At 57.3% G+C, this 14,179-nt stretch carries 17 protein-coding genes; 5 read left to right on the forward strand and 12 right to left on the reverse strand.

The features are described from left to right. Positions 1–132: 132 nt before the first annotated feature. Positions 133–591 carry an Lrp/AsnC family transcriptional regulator gene (locus GOW93_RS14410; RefSeq protein WP_170385595.1) on the forward strand — a complete coding sequence of 153 codons (459 nt, stop codon included), beginning with the start codon at positions 133–135 and terminating at the stop codon, positions 589–591. 2 nt (positions 592–593) lie between these two features. On the opposite strand, the gene GOW93_RS20935 is transcribed toward GOW93_RS14410, so the two are convergent. Next, the gene (locus GOW93_RS20935; protein WP_170385597.1) at positions 594–1,433 is read right to left on the reverse strand and encodes a CPBP family intramembrane glutamic endopeptidase; all 840 of its coding nucleotides are present in this window, start codon (positions 1,431–1,433) and stop codon (positions 594–596) included. Positions 1,434–1,723: 290 nt separating this feature from the next. Between GOW93_RS20935 and ppk2 the strand changes: the two genes are divergently transcribed. Beyond that, positions 1,724–2,641 (forward strand): polyphosphate kinase 2, encoded by a 918-nt coding sequence (gene ppk2 / locus GOW93_RS14420; RefSeq protein WP_170385600.1) that lies wholly within the window; start codon positions 1,724–1,726, stop codon positions 2,639–2,641. 131 nt (positions 2,642–2,772) lie between these two features. Here the strand turns inward: ppk2 and GOW93_RS14425 are convergent, their stop codons facing one another. Then, on the reverse strand, positions 2,773–3,807 hold the full coding sequence (locus tag GOW93_RS14425; protein WP_170385603.1) for a CAP domain-containing protein: 1,035 nt from the start codon (positions 3,805–3,807) through the stop codon (positions 2,773–2,775). Positions 3,808–4,104: 297 nt separating this feature from the next. Next, a complete protein-coding gene (rpsU, locus tag GOW93_RS14430) occupies positions 4,105–4,311 on the reverse strand; it encodes a 30S ribosomal protein S21 (RefSeq protein WP_005614280.1) in 207 nt (68 codons plus the stop codon). Between the two features lie 111 nt (positions 4,312–4,422). Between rpsU and GOW93_RS14435 the strand changes: the two genes are divergently transcribed. Further along, entirely contained in the window at positions 4,423–5,115 is a 693-nt protein-coding gene (locus GOW93_RS14435; RefSeq protein ID WP_170385606.1) for a COQ9 family protein, read from the forward strand. A gap of 55 nt (positions 5,116–5,170) precedes the next feature. Then, a complete protein-coding gene (locus GOW93_RS14440; protein ID WP_170385609.1) occupies positions 5,171–6,157 on the forward strand; it encodes an NAD(P)H-quinone oxidoreductase in 987 nt (328 codons plus the stop codon). Positions 6,158–6,179: 22 nt separating this feature from the next. On the opposite strand, the gene GOW93_RS14445 is transcribed toward GOW93_RS14440, so the two are convergent. Further along, the gene (locus GOW93_RS14445) at positions 6,180–7,037 is read right to left on the reverse strand and encodes a DUF2189 domain-containing protein (protein ID WP_170386139.1); all 858 of its coding nucleotides are present in this window, start codon (positions 7,035–7,037) and stop codon (positions 6,180–6,182) included. A 192-nt stretch (positions 7,038–7,229) separates the two neighbouring features. Between GOW93_RS14445 and GOW93_RS14450 the strand changes: the two genes are divergently transcribed. Then, entirely contained in the window at positions 7,230–8,213 is a 984-nt protein-coding gene (locus tag GOW93_RS14450) for a quinone oxidoreductase family protein (RefSeq protein ID WP_170385612.1), read from the forward strand. Positions 8,214–8,345: 132 nt separating this feature from the next. On the opposite strand, the gene GOW93_RS14455 is transcribed toward GOW93_RS14450, so the two are convergent. From GOW93_RS14455 to GOW93_RS14490, 8 genes are all read right to left on the reverse strand, one after another. After that, on the reverse strand, positions 8,346–8,819 hold the full coding sequence (locus GOW93_RS14455; protein ID WP_170385615.1) for a YHS domain-containing (seleno)protein: 474 nt from the start codon (positions 8,817–8,819) through the stop codon (positions 8,346–8,348). A gap of 195 nt (positions 8,820–9,014) precedes the next feature. Continuing rightward, complete coding sequence (locus tag GOW93_RS14460; protein WP_170385618.1) at positions 9,015–9,284, reverse strand: hypothetical protein; 270 nt, start codon at positions 9,282–9,284, stop codon at positions 9,015–9,017. Next, entirely contained in the window at positions 9,281–9,886 is a 606-nt protein-coding gene (gene plsY, locus GOW93_RS14465; protein WP_170385621.1) for a glycerol-3-phosphate 1-O-acyltransferase PlsY, read from the reverse strand. The genes GOW93_RS14460 and plsY overlap by 4 nt, the downstream gene beginning before the upstream one ends. Beyond that, entirely contained in the window at positions 9,886–11,166 is a 1,281-nt protein-coding gene (pyrC, locus tag GOW93_RS14470; protein ID WP_170385623.1) for a dihydroorotase, read from the reverse strand. Before pyrC ends, plsY begins: the two co-directional genes overlap by 1 nt. Beyond that, complete coding sequence (locus GOW93_RS14475) at positions 11,163–11,624, reverse strand: hypothetical protein (protein WP_170385626.1); 462 nt, start codon at positions 11,622–11,624, stop codon at positions 11,163–11,165. The genes pyrC and GOW93_RS14475 overlap by 4 nt, the downstream gene beginning before the upstream one ends. After that, entirely contained in the window at positions 11,621–12,007 is a 387-nt protein-coding gene (locus GOW93_RS14480; RefSeq protein WP_368039678.1) for a hypothetical protein, read from the reverse strand. The genes GOW93_RS14475 and GOW93_RS14480 overlap by 4 nt, the downstream gene beginning before the upstream one ends. After that, on the reverse strand, positions 11,992–12,510 hold the full coding sequence (locus tag GOW93_RS14485) for a hypothetical protein (RefSeq protein WP_170385629.1): 519 nt from the start codon (positions 12,508–12,510) through the stop codon (positions 11,992–11,994). The genes GOW93_RS14480 and GOW93_RS14485 overlap by 16 nt, the downstream gene beginning before the upstream one ends. Beyond that, positions 12,507–13,442, reverse strand: coding sequence for an aspartate carbamoyltransferase catalytic subunit (locus tag GOW93_RS14490; RefSeq protein WP_170385632.1), 936 nt, complete (start codon positions 13,440–13,442; stop codon positions 12,507–12,509). The genes GOW93_RS14485 and GOW93_RS14490 overlap by 4 nt, the downstream gene beginning before the upstream one ends. Between the last annotated feature and the right edge of the window lie 737 nt (positions 13,443–14,179).

Genomic DNA, 14,179 nt, shown 5'->3' on the forward strand with positions numbered 1-14,179 from the left:
TTCCTCCGTTCATAAACTGCTTAAATAATGGGCGATCCTGGCCGCAATTTCTGTGAAACTCTGCCCGGGAATTGGCTTTTTTTCGGGAAATTTTCGACTATATTAACAGAATCTCGCAAAGGAATTGCGTAAATGAGCATCGACACGACTGATAGAAAGATTCTCGCGGCCCTGCAGCGGGATGGCCGGATGTCGAATGCAGAGCTGTCCGAGCAGGTCAATCTGTCTCCCTCGGCCTGCCACCGGCGGGTGCAAAGATTAGAGGCGGACGGTTATATCCGCAACTATGTGGCGCTGTTGGATGCGCGCAAGATGAGCGTGCCCACGACGGTGTTTGTCGAGATTACCCTGCAGGGGCAGGCCGAAGAAGTTTTGAACGCATTTGAAAAGGCCGTGGCCCGCATTCCCGACGTGCTCGAATGCCACCTTATGGCAGGTACAGCGGATTACATCCTGAAAGTTGTTGCCGAAAACACCGAGGATTTTGCCCGCATCCACAGGCAATATCTATCACGGTTGCCCGGAGTGGCGCAGATGCAAAGTTCGTTTGCCCTGCGCACGGTGTTCAAGACGACTGCTTTGCCGGTATAGCGCTAGACCGGGCCCGGATACGTGAAAAGGGCTAGATGCAAAGCGTTGAAGCCGAAATGCATCAAAACCGGTACCCAAATTCGACCGGTTGCATAATACCCCAATCCACAGGCTGCCCCGAGGATCGAGGCGAACACAACCAGAGCCGCCCCACCGCCCGCGTGGGCCAGGCCGAACAACAGGCTGGCAATTGTGATTCCCACTGCTACACCGGTTTTCGGGATAAGGGCTGATTGCAGATAGCCTCGAAAAAAAGCCTCTTCCGTCAAGCAAGTCAGAAACAGGTTTGACAGTGCAAAGATAAGCCACCAAGCGGGCAGGCCGATTTCGGGCCGAACCGCGCCCGATATAAGGCCCAGTCCAAACAGGGTAGGCAGGGCCAATAATCCAATTCCCAAAAGGCCTCTTCTGGTTAGCTTTGTGCTTTGTGCTATCCTGGGCCAGGCCAGCAAAACGGCGAATAGAACCAGCGGTTTGTCCAGGTTGAGATACATAGAAAACTCAGAGCTTTCTGGCCCGGCCCGAACTTGATCCAGAACCAAAAGGTTATGAAAGCCGGGGACCAGATGCGCCCCCAGCGCAAGGCACCACAAAATCAGCGCCAGATGGCCAATAAGGGCCGCAGGCCCGCTGAGACGGGATAAGACCGCTGCACCCAATAGTCCTGCTACTGCAATCGCCGCAGCCAGAGGTGTCGCCAACCCAAGCACCAGAGCGATTCCCCCGAATACTGCAAGCAGGGTTAGGCCCATCGCCTGGTGGCCCGAGATCACGCTGATTTGGCCAGCAATCAGTATAAGCCAAGGCCAGATTGCGGGCAGCAAGGACAGAAAATGTGCCACGGTCACCTCATGGTTCGACCGGAGCACTTGTGCCGTCTCAAAGTAACCGATTGCAAGTATCCTTACGGCGGGTTTACGCCAAACCGTTGGCAATGCGGCAATTCTGACGCTTGCTTCCTCTTACTGTTAGGCTCAGATTTCCAATAAGACCGAACCCCTTTTTTCATTACCTTGCCTCATCACCGTTTGCGGTCTCGCTTGGGGCGGGGCTATTATCAATTCCTCTGATGACATCAGGCGGTTACACGCGCGATTTACAGTCCGACCCGACAGACGATAAGGATAAGATCTTGGTTTACGAAAATAACGATGCCCCCAAGGACTGGCTGGAAGCCGAGTTGGAAGACACGCTCGACGAAGATTTCGAGATTGAGTTCAGCGAACCGATGCTTTCAATGGAGGTTCGCAAGATTTACAAGGACCAGCACCCGGATATGCTGGACCGCAAGGTCTATTTCCGCAATCTGCTGCGCCTTCAGGCCGAGCTGATCAAGGTGCAGGACTGGGTGCAGCATACCGGGGCCAAAGTTTGCATCCTGTTCGAAGGTCGCGACAGTGCCGGTAAAGGCGGGGTGATCAAGCGGATCACTCAGCGGCTGAATCCACGTGTTGCGCGGGTGGTTGCCCTGCCTGCGCCCAGCCGCCGGGAGCAGAGCCAATGGTATTTCCAGCGCTATGTCCCGCATCTGCCTGCGGCCGGTGAGATCGTGCTGTTCGACCGGTCCTGGTACAACCGCGCCGGGGTCGAGCGGGTGATGGGCTTTGCCAGTGACGATCAGGTCGAACAGTTTTTTCAGGACGTTCCCGAATTCGAACGGATGTTGGTGCGCTCGGGGATTATCCTGCTGAAATACTGGTTCTCGATCACGGATGAAGAACAGCAGCTGCGATTCCTCATGCGCATCCACGACCCAATGAAGCAGTGGAAACTGTCGCCGATGGATTTGGAATCCCGCATCCGTTGGGAGGCCTATACAAAGGCGAAAGAGGATATGCTTTTCCGCACCAATATCCCCGAGGCGCCATGGTATATTGTCGAAGGCAATGACAAGAAACGCGAGCGTCTGAACTGCATCGAACACCTGTTGACCAAGATCCCTTATACGGATGTTCCGCAGGAAAAGGTCAACTTGCCGGATCGCAAGTATAACCCGGAATATGAACGCCGCGTACTGCCGGATGAGCTACACGTGCCCAAGATTTACTGATCACAACAACATGCCCCGGTGTCGGGGCTTTTTCCTTGTGTCGCCGTGTCCTTTCAGAACGATTGAATCCTGCGTGGAGTGACCGTGAAACGGGCTGCGACGCATCCTGAGGATGCGCCGCTGTCTGCGTATCAGACAAAGTCCATCATGCATCCGCTGTCAAAAGCGATCGGCTCGAAGAAAGTGTCCATAGGGTTTGGCTCCTCGCCCGGTGCGCCTTCGGGCGCGGATGGTGCGTCGTCGCAAATGCCCCAAGTCAGCAGGAAATCATCATCGTCCGCTGGTTCTGATGCATCCATTTTGAATTCGTCGACCAGTATCAGTAAATCGTTCACGAAGTTTTTGATTGCAGCAAGGAAGATTTCAACGTCGAAGCACTCAAATGTGGGGTCACCTGATTCTGTGACGTCAGTACCCGGAGTTTCCTCCTCCGGCTCCTCGGTTTCTGTGATGTTTGTATCGGGAGTTTCTTCGACTGGTTCCTCGGTCTCGGTGACGTCAGTGTCCGGTGCTTCCTCGTCTGGATCGTCGGTTTCGGTGACCTCTGTATCGGGCGTAACGTCGTCCGGGTCTTCGGTCTCAGTGACGTCGGTGTCTGTTATGTCGTCGTCCGGCTTTTCGGTTTCGGTGACATCACTGTCCGGGTTTTCGGACACCGGGTTTTCGGGTTCCGCCACGTCGTCCGTGGGCGGGGTTGGGGTGGCACCGTTGTCCAGCACCACTTCGGCATCTGTGGTGGCAAAGTTCTGGGTCACCATGACGGCGTCCCATCCATTGTAGTCGCCCTCTTCAATTCCGATTCCGATAAATTCGTAATCGGGGTTCAGAATGTTGGCGCGGTGGCCGGGGCTGTCCATCAGGCTTTGATGCAGCTGTTCGACGTCATCGCTGATGCCTTCAGCCCCGCGTTCCGATTGCCATGCGATGTTCTCGCCCGAGCGCCAGTTGCCGGTGAAATCGAACCCGGCATCCTCCATCCGTTCTGTTGCGCTGGAACCGCCCGAGCCTGTGTGGCTGAAGGTGTTGGTGTTCAGCATCCAGGTGCTGTGATCCTCGGCCGAGTCGTTCAGCTGTGTTTCCAATTGCAGCGGGTTTAGCCCGCGGGATGTGCGTTCGCCGTTGATCAGCGCCAGCATTTCTTGCTCGAATGTACTTGCAGTCGACATTGTTGCCTCCGTTTGAATGGTCGTCTGGATAGACGAGGCCAGTTACAGGGGGCGTCGGAAGAACGGATAGAGCTGTTGAACTTTTAGGGGAATTTCAGCGCATGGACGCTACCTAAGCGAGATTCGCTGCGCTGCAAAATGCCGAGCAAAATGGTGCTGAAACGGATTTGGCAGCTTATCGCACACGGCTGTGGCTGATTCGGCGGATTACAACCGGTGCTTGAAACGACAAACCCCCGGGCGGGGCCTCGGGGGTCGTCAAATAGTGTCATCCAAAGCTGGAGGAGCGTCAGGTGCTTAGAGCAAACCTTCGCGCTGTGCTTTCTTACGTGCCAGTTTACGGGCACGGCGGATCGCTTCAGCTTTCTCGCGCGCTTTTTTCTCGGACGGTTTCTCGAAATGTTGCTTCAGCTTCATTTCACGGAACACGCCTTCGCGCTGCAGCTTTTTCTTCAGGGCACGAAGCGCCTGATCGACGTTATTGTCGCGAACACTAACCTGCATGTGGTTGTCACCACCTTTCTAGATAGAGTTGCAAGGAAATTGCAGGAGTTGGCCGTATAGCAAAGCCGGTCTATCTTGTCTAGTACTGGTCCCCAGAACCGGAGAACCGCCATGACAGTGACCTATGAAGATGCCAAACAACAGCTTTTGGACGCGATTCTGACCCATGTACCCTTTGATGGCTGGTCCGAGACCAGCTTTCGCGCGGCGTTCGCCGATTGCGATCTGGATGACGGTCTGGCGCGCGCGATATGCCCGCGCGGCGCAGTCGATCTGGCGCTGGCGTTTCATGCGCGCGGGGATGCGGCCATGGTAGAGCGTCTGAAATCCACGGACCTGAGCGAGCTGAAATTCCGCGACCGCGTGGCCGCCGCCGTCCGGTTCCGGCTGGAGGCTGTCCCAGACAAGGAACTGGTGCGCCGGGGCATGACGCTGTTTTCGCTGCCGACCCATGCGGCGGATGGCGCAAAGGCGCTTTGGCAGACCTGCGACCTGATCTGGGACACGTTGGGCGATACCTCGGATGACGTGAACTGGTACACCAAGCGCGCTACTCTGTCGGGGGTATATTCCTCGACCCTGCTATTCTGGCTGGGCGATGATTCTCCGGATCACCAGAAAACGTGGGAGTTTCTGGACCGTCGTATCGATAATGTGATGCAGTTCGAAAAGCTTAAGGCTCAGGTGAACGACAATCCACTGTTCAAGCCGTTTCTTGCTGTGCCTAACTGGTTCGCCAGCCAGGTGAAGCCCCCTGTGAAAATGCGGGATGATCTGCCCGGGATGCTGAATCCGCGCAAGTAAGCATCTGGGCCTTCCAGAAATTGCCTGCTAGGCATTGGGCAAAGGAGATTTGCCCATGACCCAGACGATGCGCGCTGTTGAGATCACCGAACCTGGTGGTCCCGAAGTTCTGCAACTGACGACCCGCCCGATGCCCGAAGCGACGCAGGGCCAAGTGGTAATAAAGGTTGCTTATGCCGGGGTGAACCGTCCAGATGCGCTGCAACGCGCGGGCTCTTACAACCCGCCGCCGGGTGCCAGCGATCTGCCGGGGCTGGAGGTTTCGGGTGAAGTGGTCGCCATCGGGGCCGGGGTTGATTCTCTGTCCTTGGGGGACAGTGTCTGCGCGCTGGTGCCGGGCGGGGGGTACGCCGAATATGTGGCAGCCCCTGCGGCCCATTGTTTGCCAATCCCATCGGGCATGAACATGAAAGAAGCTGCCTGCTTACCCGAGACCCTATTTACTGTCTGGTCCAACGTTTTCTCTCGTGGCGGTCTGAAGGCCGGTGAACGGTTTCTGGTTCATGGTGGCTCGAGCGGGATTGGGACAACGGCGATCCAACTGGCCAATGCCTTTGGTGCCCGTGTCTTTGCCACCGCCGGATCGGATGAGAAATGCGCGGCTTGTGTCAAGCTGGGTGCCGAGAAGGCGATTAACTACCGCGATGAGGATTTCGTTGCGTTGATGCGGGCTGAGGGTGGCGCGAACCTGATCCTTGATATGGTGGGTGGCGACTATATCCCACGTAACATTAAGGCGCTGGCGGATGATGGGCGGCTAGTGCAAATCGCATTCCTGCAGGGACCGGTGGTTAAAGTGAACTTTGCCCATGTAATGATGCGCCGCTTGACTATTACAGGCAGCACCTTGCGCCCGCAAAGTGATCTGGCCAAAGCAAGGATTGCTCAGGATCTGCGAGAGGCGGTCTGGCCATTGCTGGACGCCGGGAGAATTGCGCCGGTGATGGACAGTGAGTTCGCGCTAGCTGATGCCGCCGCCGCGCATGCGCATATGGAAAGCTCAAAACATATAGGTAAGATCGTTTTGAACGTGGCAGGTTAACCTAAACAGCGCGCGGGCCGTTTCAGGCGACGGCCCGGCGATACAGGTGCCATGTGGCGTGGCCCAGTACCGGCATAACGACGATCAGACCCAGAAGCATCGGAATCGCACCGATAGCCAACATCGCGGCGACGATAAAGCCCCATGCCAGAATGACTCTCGGATTGTGGCGCAGCACCCGGACCGAAGTCACAACCGCCACTGGCAGACCCACTTTGCGGTCCAGCAGTAACGGAAAGCTGACCACACTAATCGCCAGCGCGACCAGGGCAAACAGGAAGCCTACAGCGTTGCCGAATATGATCATCGTCCAGCCTGCTCCGGTAGTGAACACCTGTGTTACAAACGAGCCGAAGGATGTGGGTAGATCAGGGCCAAGCGTGTGCACAAAAATGCTCTGCGCGACCATCAGCCATATCAACAGCCACATGACCAGATAAAAGCCTAGCATCAAAATGGCCCCGAACGAGGGTGATCTGAACACACCGAACGCGTCCAGCCAATGCACGTCGCCGCCTTGCTCACGTTTGCGGCTGATTTCATACAGGCCCACTGCGGCAACAGGGCCAATCAGGGCAAATCCCATAATCAGCGGGGCCAGCAATGGCACCATGTTGCGATTCAAGCCAAAGCCAAACATCAACAAGCCCGCGATGGGGTAGATTAGAACGATGAATATGGCATCGGCCCGAGTTTCCAGAAAATCGTTATAACCCGCCCGCAAACAGGCTTTCAGATCCTGCATTGTCAGGGTCTGCACCACCGGCAAGTGCCGTGTATCTGCGCTGCCGATGCGGTTCACGCTTTCTGCTATGTGATCGCCGGTCGCACTGATGTTTCTAGCGGCCCAGCTGATCGGGTTTCCAATCGTTTTGGCCATCATTTTCCTCTCCCTTTGCATTGCAGCGCAGCAGAGTGGATCCGGAGACAGTTACCCTTGGCCGGACCAGCCAGCAACGCCCGACGAATAGTATAGCACATTTTTTCACCTTGCGGTTGCGTGATGCAGATTCGAGCCGATTGCCCTTATTTTCAGGCGTGTTAGCTTGGGGTCAGGCAACAGGAGGTCAGCATGCAGCAAACGGCAAGAACCGTCGTCATTCATGAACACGGCGGCCCCGAAGTTCTGAAGATCGAAGACCGACCCGTGGGCGATCCCGGCCCCGGTGAGGTCCGTATCCGCCATCACGCCTGCGGGCTGAATTTCATTGATGTTTATCAGCGGACGGGGCTCTATCCGTTAAGCCTTCCGCACCCGTTGGGTATGGAAGCCGCTGGCGTGATCGAGGCTGTCGGCGAAGGGGTAACCCATCTTGAGCCCGGTCAGCGCGCAGCCTATGCCGCCGCGCCTGCCGGGGCCTACTCTGAGGCGCGCGTAATGAATGCCGCACAGGTGTGCCCGTTGCCTGATGGGATTTCTTACGACGCGGCGGCGGCAATGATGCTCAAGGGAATGACGGTTGAATATCTGTTTCATCGAACGACACCGCTAAAGCGCGGCGACACAGTCTTGTTTCATGCGGCTGCAGGCGGGGTTGGGTTGATTGCCTGCCAGTGGGCCAAATCAGAAGGGATCACTCTGATCGGCACGGCCGGGACGGACGACAAATGCAGCCTGGCGCGGTTCAACGGCGCGACCCATTGCATCAACTATCGCACCGAGAACTTTGCCGAGAGGGTGGCTGAGATCACTAGCGGCGAAGGAGTGGATGTGGTGATGGACTCGATCGGGGCCAGCACGTTCAACGGATCTCTGGATAGTCTGAAACCACTGGGGATGATGATTTCCTTCGGCAATGCCTCGGGGCCGGTGCCGCTTATGGATATCGGGATTTTGGCCAAGAAGGGGTCGCTTAAGATCACGCGGCCAACCTTGTTCACCCATATTGCCGATAGCGCGGTCTGCCAGGCGATGGCCCGGCGTCTGTGCGGTAAGGTCGAGGGTGGAGAAGTGAAGATTCACATTGACCAGCGTTTCCCGCTGGATCAGGTGGCTGACGCGCATCGTGCACTTGAGGCGCGGCAAACCACCGGCAGTACGGTATTGGAACTGTAAGGATGGTTGGCCCGACGTCATCGTGCCGGGTCTGATTTTTCCAAGTAGCTAATTGCGCCTCGGGCCAAGAACGGGAAATCAAAAAACGGCGACGGGGGATCCGTCGCCGCAGTGTTGTCAGACGTCAGAGAGTTACTGCTGCAACTCTGCCGGAGTTTTGTCAGCAATGGTTTCCCAGTTGGTGCTGGCCTGCTCGATAAAGCCCGGGATATCACCTTCCCAACGTTCCTGAATGTCTTTCGACAGGTTCAGGTACAGCTTGTTGTCAACGATTTTCCAGTGGGTCGGGTCGCCGTCGAATTTAAAGCCCATCGCAGCGCCGAAGGCACAATAGCCACCATATGCCGGCAGGTATGCTTCTGGGTTTGCTTCAAACGCTACTTTGTTTTCTTCGTTGGCAAAGCGGTACAGCGCGTCATTGTGCAGTGCAGTGATGCGATAGTCGCCTTTGGCCGGTGCGCCTTCAGTGAAATAGGCAACAGGGTCGTAGCCCTGCATTGCCAGACCGGTCGAGCTTGCGTTCAGCTCAACGCCTGCGGCCAGCGCCGAGCTTGCAATTGCGACGGACAGGGCGACGCCGCCCAGAATGGATTTGAACTTGTTCATTTGTTTCACCTTTCGTGAACTGAGATACCGAATGACGCAGAAAATTGCGCTGTGGTATCCCGTTGAGATTGTTATGTCCGGGCGGCAATTGCCCGGTACGATCCCTAACTGGGCAGCGCTTTGATCACGTTCAAAGCAATCAATTGTGATTGTGCGGATACAAAGAGGGGCTGTTCAAAAATGCGCGAAGTGGGGTCATTCGTCGGGCTTAAATGCCAGCACGAAGTCGATGACTTTTTCTGAAGACATCTCGCATGGCCTCAACAAAGCTCCGCTGTCGCGTGTCAGATAGAGGTTGAGGCTGATGTAGTCGGTTCCGCCCAATTCGTGCGCGACCAATTTGTGGGATTTGCCCGAAACCTGTTCTGACCGGCTGACAATGTAGCGACGGCCATTGCTCTGCCCCGTCGATGATCCCGACGGGATGGCGAAGAACGCAGACAGGAAAGAGTCAGGTGCGCTCAAGACTGGCCGATTTTTGGCTCGGTGCCTGCCTTGATCCGGGCCAGATTGGCGCTGTGGCGCCAATAGACCAGCAGGGTCAAAATAATGCCCAGCAAGAAGGTAGAGCCATCAGTCAGCACAATGACCCAGATGGTCGAAAAGGCTGCAGCGAGAAGTGCTCCGAGGGACGAAATCCTCCAGATAGCGGCAGCCACCAACCACGTCAGGCAGCACGCCACGCCCACGCGCCAGTCCAGTGCCAGCCACAAACCCAGAAAGGTAGCCACACCCTTGCCGCCCTTGAAGCTTAGCCAGACGGGAAAGCAATGGCCCAGAAACGCGGCCAATGCGGCAATCTGGGCGGCGTCTTCCCCAGCTAATGCGCGCGCCAGCAGCACGGCCACCGCGCCTTTGGCTGCGTCGAATATCAGTGTCAGTGCAGCCGCGGCCTTGTTGCCGGTACGCAAAACATTGGTCGCGCCGATATTGCCGGACCCGATATTGCGCAAATTGCCCAGCCCCATGACCTTGGCAATGATCATGCCAAAAGGGATCGAGCCCATCAGATAACCAAGCGCGGCCCAGAGGATAAGCTGGGTTATCGAACTGTCGAAGGGGGGCATCAGGATCTCCGGTAAACTTCTTGGCCTGCAACATAAGTTGCTGTGACCTTACCCTGCATCCGCTGGCCGTCAAACGGTGTGTTCTGCGATTTTGATTTTAGCGAAAACCGGTCCAGCACAAAGGGCACATCCGGGTCGAACAGCACCAGATCGGCGGGTGCACCTTCGGTCAGGCGACCGCAGTCGAGCCCCAGTCGTTTTGCCGGGTTCAGCGCCATGGCCCGGAACAGGGTCGGCAGGTCCAGCTGCTCCGAATGATACAGGCGCAGAGCCGCTGGCAGCAGTGTTTCCAGTGCCACTGCGCCCGAGGCCGCCTCTTCAAACGGCAGGCGCTTGCTTTCCTCGTCCTGAGGTGTGTGCATGGAGCTGAGGATGTCGATAAGTCCAGTCCGCACCGCCTCGATCACCGCCTGACGGTCGTCCTCGGACCGCAGCGGCGGCTTCACTTTGAAGAATGTGCGATAATCGGCGACGTCCATTTCATTCAGCGTCAGGTGGTGGATTGAGGTTCCCGCAGTGATGTCCAGCCCGTTGCGCTTGGCCCGTTCCAGCGCGGGCAGGGCGCGTGCGGTGGTGATCTGATCGGCATGGTATTTGGCGCCGGTCATCTCTAGCAGAGCGATGTCACGGTCCAGACCCATCCGCTCGGCCATGGGCGAGACGGCAGGCAATCCACGCAGGGTGGCGAACTTGCCGCTGGTGGCGGCTGCTCCGGCGCTGAGAACGGGTTCCTGCGGGTGTGCGATAACCAGTGCGCCGCATGAGCGGGCATAGGTCAGGGCGCGGGAAAATACCTTGGTATTGGCCACGACATGGTCGCAATCGGTAAACGCAACCGCTCCGGCATCCTGCAGGAAGCCGATCTCGGTCATCTCACGGCCATCACGGCCTTTGGTCAAAGCCGCCATTGGCAGCACGTTGACCGGCGTATCCGCCTGCGCGCGGCGGGTGACGAACTCTAGACTTTCCGGCGTATCAATGGCGGGGCTGGTATCGGGGCGAGTGATAATGGTGGTCACCCCCCCGGCTGCCGCCGCCAGACCGGCAGATTTATAACTTTCCTTATGGCGCTCGCCCGGTTCGCAGACCTTTACGCCGATATCGACAATGCCGGGCGCCAAGCACTGGCCGCCGCAGTCGACGATCTGTGCATCCGACGCGGGGACATCTCCATCGCCCCGCGCGGTAATCCGACCATTGCTCACGTTTAGCCAACCCAGGCTGTCGGTGCCGGATTCCGGGTCAATCAGGCGGGCGTTTGTGAAAAGAGCGTCAGTCATTTCGTGGCCTCTTGGGCTTGGTGCAATGCCTTCAACGCGGCATCCGGGTTCAATAGGTGCTCAAACGAGAAATACGGGTGGCCGTCAAAGGCCACTCCTTCGCGTTTTTCTGAGAAATGGAGGAAGCGATCGATTGTCAGGTTTTTCGATTTGATGTGCTTGTTGATTTCCCAAGCGTTTTGCGAGGTCACTACGTAGTAGCGAGACTTTCGGGTATAGCGATCTCCAAAGAGCACGAAACCAAAGAAACCCGTGCAAAGAAGCAGCTTCCAAAAGTCCCAGGGTGTTTCAATGATCCAAGGGCTGGCAAGCCACAACCCTACAGTCAGAACGATCGTACTCTTGTACAGATGTCTGAAGCGCGACGGGAAAAACGTCTGATCAGGCTGGCTAAACCACAAAACTTCTTCATCCTTGGGAATTTGTGATTGCCACCAATCGTCGTTGGAATCCGTCATCCAATCGCCCTTTCGATTGCGGCCTTGGTGGCGGCTGGGTCCGCCTGGTATTTGATCAGGTGTTTGTCACCGCCTTTGGTGACGATCTGGACAAAGCTGCCCATGGTATTGACTGCTTTGATCTGATTCAGCGCGACCTTGCGGGGGCCGGGGCCGGTTAGGGTGGTCTCGGTCATTTCCCATGTGGCGACCAGTTCTTCCGAGGCCAGATACCATGCGCGAATGCCTATGGCGGCAAGACCCGCAGGTGCGCCGGTCCAGGGATAGGGGTTGCCGATTAGCCATAGAACGATCATCGCCCCCGCCATCGCCACGGCGGCCATCCATGCGTTGGTGCGGATATAGGCCCCTTTATCAGGAGCGAAAGTCACAGGATCAGCCACAGTGCACCTCCGATGGCCAAAAGGAGCACCAGCGCCAGAAAGGCCGAGCCGATGCGGCGGGGTTTATCGTCTTGCGGTGCGGTCTGAGGGGCCGAGTACGGTTTCGCGCTTTCGGTTGCGATTGGTCCACCGGTCCAGTTGGTCGCCTCTTCGGTGAAAGGGCCAAAAAGGTGCAGCCGCCGGTCAGGGATCAGAGTGGCCGCGCGCCCACCAAAGGCTGCGCTGCGAACCACCATGACCCAACCTGTTATAGCGTCAAGCGCAATGCGATCCAGCTGGTCGGCCGACACACCGCAGCCTTCATTTAGATAACCGTACAGCCCAAGATCTTCGAGGTCGGAAACAGGGAAGACATCGATTTGATTCATATCCAGCCCGGCGACCCCCAGAACTTGATCGGCGGCACCGGGTTCGCGCAGGAACATCGCCTCTTCCGGGCGCATGTTCAGCGCGAACAGGCGGATTACGCCATGTTCATGAGGGGCTACGGCCAGATCGTTCATGCGGCCTCGCGCAGGTTGCGGGCCAGCAGTTCCATTGCAGCCATTCGAACGGCGACGCCCATCTCAACCTGTTCCTGAATGACGGATCGGTTGATGTCATCAGCTAGCGTGCCGTCAATCTCGACACCCCGGTTCATCGGGCCGGGATGCATGACGATGGCGTCGGGCTTGGCTTGTGCCAGCTTGGCGGCGTCCAGACCGTAGCGGTGGTAGTATTCGCGCTCGGATGGAATAAAGCCGCCATCCATCCGCTCTTTCTGAAGGCGCAGCATCATCACGACGTCGACATCTTTTAAGCCCTCGTTCATGTCGTCGTATATCTCGGCACCGAAATCGGCAAAGTGGCCGGGCACCAGTGTAGGTGGGCCGATCAGGCGAATTCGGTTTTCCATCTTTCCCAACAGGATCAGGTTCGAGCGGGCCACGCGGGAATGCGCGACATCGCCGCAAATGGCGATGTTCAGTCGGTGCAGGCGACCTTTGGCACGGCGAATGGTCAACGCATCCAGTAGCGCCTGCGTTGGATGTTCGTGCTTGCCATCGCCCGCGTTTAGCACGGCGCAGTTCACTTTTTGCGCCAACAAGTCGACCGCGCCGGAATGCGGATGCCGCACCACCAGCAGATCTGGATGCATCGCGTTCAGCGTCATTGCCGTGTCGATTAGGGTCTCGCCCTTTTTGATCGAGCTGGCCTGCATCGCCATGTTCATTACATCCGCGCCCAGCCGCTTGCCAGCAATCTCAAAACTGGCCTGCGTGCGAGTTGAGTTCTCAAAGAACATGTTGATCTGCGTTAGTCCCGACAGCACATCAGAATGCTTGGTCGACTGGCGGTTCATGTCGACATATTTCTCGGCCAAATCAAGAATGGCGGTGATATCGGACTGCGACAGGTGCTCGATGCCAAGAAGGTGACGATGGGCGAAACGCATTGGCGGGCTCCTGTCTGACAATCGGGCCGCTTATAGGAAGCTGCGCGGGTCAAGGCAACCTAAGGATCAGATCCTTAGGGCAGTTTCTCACATCCGCCTTCTGGCAGACATTGCTCGCCGGGTTTGCACCACTTGCCATTGCCGCAGTCCACAGCCTTGATTGGCACGCAGCCCTGATGTTCGGAACATTTGAAACCGGGACGGCACTGCGAGCCCGTTTCCTCGCACAGGAACCAGCCCGACCGCGTACATCCTCCGCCCGGCAAACAGGATGAACCCGCCGAACAGGACTGGCCATCGTCGCAAAGCGTGGGCAAGCCTTGCGTCGCCGTGTTCGGGTCAAACACAGGCGAGGTGCGTTCGCATTCGCCCCGCGCGTTACAGAAGGTTCCTCCCGGGCAATCCAGACGCGAGGTACACTTGTTTGCGCCGGCAGGTGCACACCGCGTTCCTCCGGCCACGCAGCGTTCAAACGGTCCGCAGGTGCGCCCACCGCCGCAATATGTTCCTCCCAAGGGAATACAGTGGCCGTCAAAGCTGCATCGTTGTCCGGCTGAACAGCATCTTGCGCCGCACTGAACTTGTCCGGCGCGGCATTGGCCGTTGCGATCGAAGAGTTGCGCAAAGACAGGGCCGCTGAGTGTGATCAGCAGCAGAGTAATCAGGAGGAATCGCAAAGTTATCAGCATGAATAGCTCAATGCTCGGTGCGACGGGTCGCCCGATCAAGCCCTATTC

The sequence above is a fragment of the Ruegeria atlantica genome, from assembly GCF_013032455.1.
In the GTDB taxonomy this organism is placed as follows: domain Bacteria; phylum Pseudomonadota; class Alphaproteobacteria; order Rhodobacterales; family Rhodobacteraceae; genus Ruegeria; species Ruegeria atlantica_B.